The 4,654-nt window shown below is 64.1% G+C and carries 3 protein-coding genes and 2 pseudogenes; all 5 read left to right on the top strand.

The features are described 5' to 3' along the window. The first annotated feature begins 94 nt into the window (after positions 1-94). Positions 95-687: pseudogene (locus x551_RS18640) on the top strand (recombinase family protein). Next, positions 684-3,712: pseudogene (locus x551_RS18635) on the top strand (Tn3 family transposase). The pseudogenes x551_RS18640 and x551_RS18635 overlap by 4 nt, the downstream one beginning before the upstream one ends. 214 nt (positions 3,713-3,926) lie before the next feature. Continuing rightward, entirely contained in the window at positions 3,927-4,187 is a 261-nt protein-coding gene (locus x551_RS18630; RefSeq protein ID WP_036234844.1) for a hypothetical protein, read from the top strand. Beyond that, positions 4,187-4,387, top strand: a complete 201-nt coding sequence (locus x551_RS18625; RefSeq protein WP_036234846.1) for a hypothetical protein — start codon at positions 4,187-4,189, stop codon at positions 4,385-4,387. Before x551_RS18630 ends, x551_RS18625 begins: the two co-directional genes overlap by 1 nt. Next, positions 4,384-4,654 (top strand): hypothetical protein (locus x551_RS18620; RefSeq protein WP_036250113.1); only part of this gene is annotated, 271 nt, incomplete at its 3' end. The genes x551_RS18625 and x551_RS18620, both read left to right, overlap by 4 nt.

Genomic DNA, 4,654 nt, shown 5'->3' with positions numbered 1-4,654 from the left:
TCTGCACCAACCTCCGAGTGGCCGCAAAATTGTGCGGAAAACTCTGTCGCCAGACGCTACCATACGGAAACCTCGTCTTAATGGTTTTCCGCTTATGTTGGTAGGTTACATGCGCGTGTCGTCGGACTCCGACCGCCAGAGCACGAACTTGCAGCGCGATGCGCTGCTCGCCGTCGGCGTCGATGCGCGGCATCTGTTCGAGGATCATGCTTCCGGCGCGAAGGACGACCGCGCGGGCCTGGCGCGGGCGCTCGAATTCGTTCGCCCTGGCGACGTGTTGGTCGTGTGGAAGCTCGACCGGCTCGGCCGTTCGTTGTCGCACTTGCTCGCCATCGTGACCTCGCTCAAGAAAAAGCAGGTGGCGTTCCGCTCGCTGACGGAGAACCTGGATACCACGACGCCTCGGGCGAGTTTCTGTTCCAGGTGTTCGGCGCGCTCGCGCAGTACGAACGCGCCTTGATCCAGGAACGTGTCGTCGCCGGTCTGGCTGCCGCCCGCAAACGCGGCCGGATCGGCGGCCGGCCGCAGGCGATCACCGGCGAGAAGCTGGAGGCCATCGTCGCTGCGCTCGATGGCGGCATGTCCAAGGCGGCGGTGTGCCGCAACTTCGGCGTCAAGCGAACCACGCTGATCGAGACCCTGGCACGGGTTGGTTGGACGGGCTCTCGTGGAGCGTCATCGCGATGACGACCAAGAGCGAACGATTGACCGTCCTGTCGGACGCCGAGCAGGAAGCCCTGTACGGCCTGCCGGACTTCGACGACGCCCAGCGGCTGGAATACTTGGCGTTGACTGAAACCGAACTGGCGCTCGCCAGCAGCCGGCCTGGTCTCCATGCCCAGGTCTATTGCATCTTGCAGATCGGTTACTTCAAGGCCAAGCATGCCTTCTTCCGCTTCGACTGGAGTGAGGTCGAGCACGATTGCGCCTTCGTGCTGAGCCGCTACTTCCACGGCGAGTCCTTCGAGCACAAGCCAATCTCCAAGCACGAGCACTACACCCAGCGCGAGTGGATTGCCGATCTGTTCGGCTACCGGCCGTGGGCGGCCGAGTTCCTGGCGCAGCTCGCGCAGCAGGCCGCGCAGACCGTGCGGCGCGACGTGATGCCGGGGTTCATCGCCGCCGAGCTGATCGTCTGGCTAAACGAGCACAAGATCATCCGGCCCGGCTATACCACCCTGCAAGAGCTGGTGAGCGAAGCCCTGTCCGCCGAGCGTCGGCGGCTGGCTGGCCTGCTGTCGGAAGTGTTGGACGAATCGGCCAAGGCCGCGCTGGGTCGGCTTCTAGTGCGTGACGACACCCTGTCGCAATTGGCGGCGCTCAAGCAGGACGCCAAGGACTTTGGCTGGCGTCAGATGGCCCGCGAACGCGAAAAGCGCGCCACGCTGGAGCCGCTGCACCGGATCGCCAAGGCGCTGCTGCCCAAGCTCGGCGTCTCGCAGCAGAATCTGCTGTACTACGCCAGCCTGGCGAACTTCTACACCGTCCACGATCTACGCAACCTGAAGGCCGATCAGACCTACCTCTACCTGCTTTGCTATGCCTGGGTGCGCTACCGGCAGCTTTCCGACAACCTGGTCGATGCGATGGCCTACCACATGAAGCAGTTGGAGGACGAAAGCAGTGCGGGCGCAAAGCAATCCTTTGTCGCCGAGCAGGTGCGCCGTCAGCAAGACACACCGCAGGTCGGCCGCCTGCTGTCGCTTTACATCGACGACAGCGTGCCCGATCCCACGCCGTTCGGCGATGTGCGCCAGCGCGCCTACAAAATCATGCCCCGCGATACGCTGCAAACCACCGCGCAGCGCATGAGCGTGAAGCCGGTGAGCAAGCTGGCTTTGCACTGGCAGGCGGTGGACGGCCTGGCTGAGCGCATCCGCCGCCATCTTCGGCCGCTGTATGTCGCGCTCGACCTCGCTGGCACTGATCCGGGCAGCCCGTGGCTCGTGGCGCTGGCCTGGGCCAAGGACGTGTTCGCCAAACAGCAGCGCCTATCGCAACGGCCGCTCGCCGAATGTCCAGCGGCCACGCTGCCGAAACGCTTGCGACCGTACCTGCTGACCTTCGATGCCGATGGCAAGCCGACGGACCTGCATGCCGACCGCTACGAGTTCTGGCTGTACCGCCAGGTCAGGAAGCGCTTCCAGTCGGGTGAACTCTACCTCGACGACAGCTTGCAGCACCGGCATTTTTCCGACGAGCTGGTTTCGCTGGATGAGAAGGCCGCCGTGCTGGCGCAGATCGACATCCCGTTCCTGCGGCAGCCACTCGATGCCCAGCTCGATGCGCTCGCGACCGAGCTGCGCGCTCAGTGGCTGGCCTTCAACCGCGAGCTGAAGCAGGGCAAGCTGACGCACCTAGAATACGACAAGGACACGCAGAAGCTGACATGGCGCAAGCCAAGGGCGAGAACCAGAAGGCGCGCGAGAAGGCGTTCTACGAGCAACTGCCGTTCTGCGACGTGGCCGACGTGTTCCGCTTCGTCAACGGCCAGTGCCAGTTCCTGTCGGCGCTGACGCCTTTGCAGCCGCGCTATGCGAAGAAGGTCGCCGACGCCGACAGCCTGATGGCGGTCATCATCGCGCAGGCGATGAACCACGGCAACCAGGTCATGGCACGCACCAGCGACATCCCGTACCACGTGCTGGAGAGCGCCTACCAACAGTACCTGCGCCACGCAACGCTGCACGCGGCCAACGACTGCATCAGCAACGCCATCGCCGCGCTGCCGATCTTCCCGTACTACTCGTTCGACCTCGATGCACTGTACGGTGCCGTCGATGGTCAGAAATTCGGCGTCGAGCGGCCGACCGTGAAAGCGCGCCACTCGCGCAAATACTTTGGGCGCGGCAAGGGCGTGGTCGCCTACACGCTGCTGTGCAACCACGTGCCGCTCAACGGCTACCTGATCGGCGCGCACGATTACGAGGCCCATCACGTGTTCGACATCTGGTATCGCAACACGTCGGACATCGTGCCGACCGCGATCACCGGCGACATGCACAGCGTCAACAAGGCCAACTTCGCTATCCTGCACTGGTTCGGCCTGCGTTTCGAGCCGCGCTTCACCGACCTTGGCGATCAGTTGAAGGAACTCTACAGTGCCGACGATCCGGCGCTGTACGATCAGTGCCTGATCCGGCCGGCCGGGAGAATCGACCGCGATCTCATAGTCAGCGAGAAGCCGAACCTCGACCAGATTGTCGCCACGCTCGGACTGAAGGAGATGACGCAGGGCACGCTGATCCGCAAGCTATGCACCTACACCGCGCCGAACCCCACGCGGCGCGCGGTGTTCGAGTTCGACAAGCTCATCCGCAGCATCTACACGCTGCGCTACCTGCGCGATCCGCAACTGGAGCGCAACGTTCACCGCTCACAGAACCGCATCGAGTCCTATCACCAGCTACGCTCAACCATCGCCCAGGTCGGCGGCAAGAAGGAATTGACCGGGCGCACCGACATCGAAATTGAGATCAGCAACCAGTGCGCCAGGCTGATCGCCAACGCGGTCATCTTCTACAACTCGGCCATCCTCTCGCGGCTGCTGATGAAGTACGAGGCGAGCGGCAACGCCAAGGCGCACGCTCTCCTGACCCAGATATCGCCGGCGGCCTGGCGGCACATCCTGCTGAACGGGCATTACACCTTCCAGAGCGACGGCAAGATGATCGACCTGGATGCGCTCGTGGCGGGGCTGGAGCTGGGATGACGGAAATTTCGGCGGTTCTGGCTTAGAACCCCTACGAGGAACAACTCGCCCTCGCCAACCAGGAAGGCCGCCGGCTGTTCGATGCTCTGCCGGCATCCGTCAAGGCAGGCAGGGACTACAAGACCTTCGTTGAATCAACAGGTCTCGGTCGGTCGATTTCCGTCATCCAAGCCCTCGCTCAGCGCGCGCAGGTGCGTAGTGGAGGCGGCGCTGCATGAGCAAACGCGCGGATCCGGACGAGACCTCCCCCCGGGTGGGGATCCGCGTCGGCCGGTTGGACAGCACCGAGGCAGTCCGAGCGGAGATGGCCCGGCTGTACCGAGGCGCTCGGAAGAAGGCCGGAGCCATGCCCACGCCCTCGGACGCTGCAAGGCTTGCCTACCTGCTCCAGCAGATCGGCCAGACCGTGCTGATGCGAGAGATTGACGAGCGGCTCGCAGCCGTTGAAGCCCGACAGGGTGGAAGGAAAACCTGATGAACCTGCAATCCATGCAGAACCGGCTCCGTCGTGTGGAGCGCGACACCAACCTCGACAAGATGCCGCTCGGCTTCGTGATCCGGCCGGATGACGACTTCGAGGGCAAGCTCCGGCGCATCGGTGCGGCCCGTGATGCTGGCCGCGTGGTCTACGTCGCCAACCTGACCCGCCAGCGTCTCCCGCGGTCGGTCCTATGAACGTCACCACCATTGCGAGGCGCCTGCAGCGCTTGGAGGCAACGGTGATGTCCGCCCCCGCCGTCGTCGTGATCCGCGACCTGCTGCGCACCGGAGAGGCCGAGCGCTACACCGGCGCCGGCCAGATCTGGATCCGTGAACCAGGGGAGTCAGGCCAGGCCCTGCGAGACCGTGCTGTGGCCGATGCAGAGCGCATGAGTGGCCCGATCGTCACGCTGGTCGAGCAGAAGGAAAGACCCGATTGGGATCCCAAGTCTCCCGGTAAGC

Origin of the sequence: Methylibium sp. T29, assembly GCF_000576205.1 — a bacterium.
Taxonomy (GTDB): Bacteria; Pseudomonadota; Gammaproteobacteria; order Burkholderiales; family Burkholderiaceae_C; genus Methylibium; species Methylibium petroleiphilum.
This window is presented reverse-complemented; position numbering and strand designations above follow the sequence as displayed.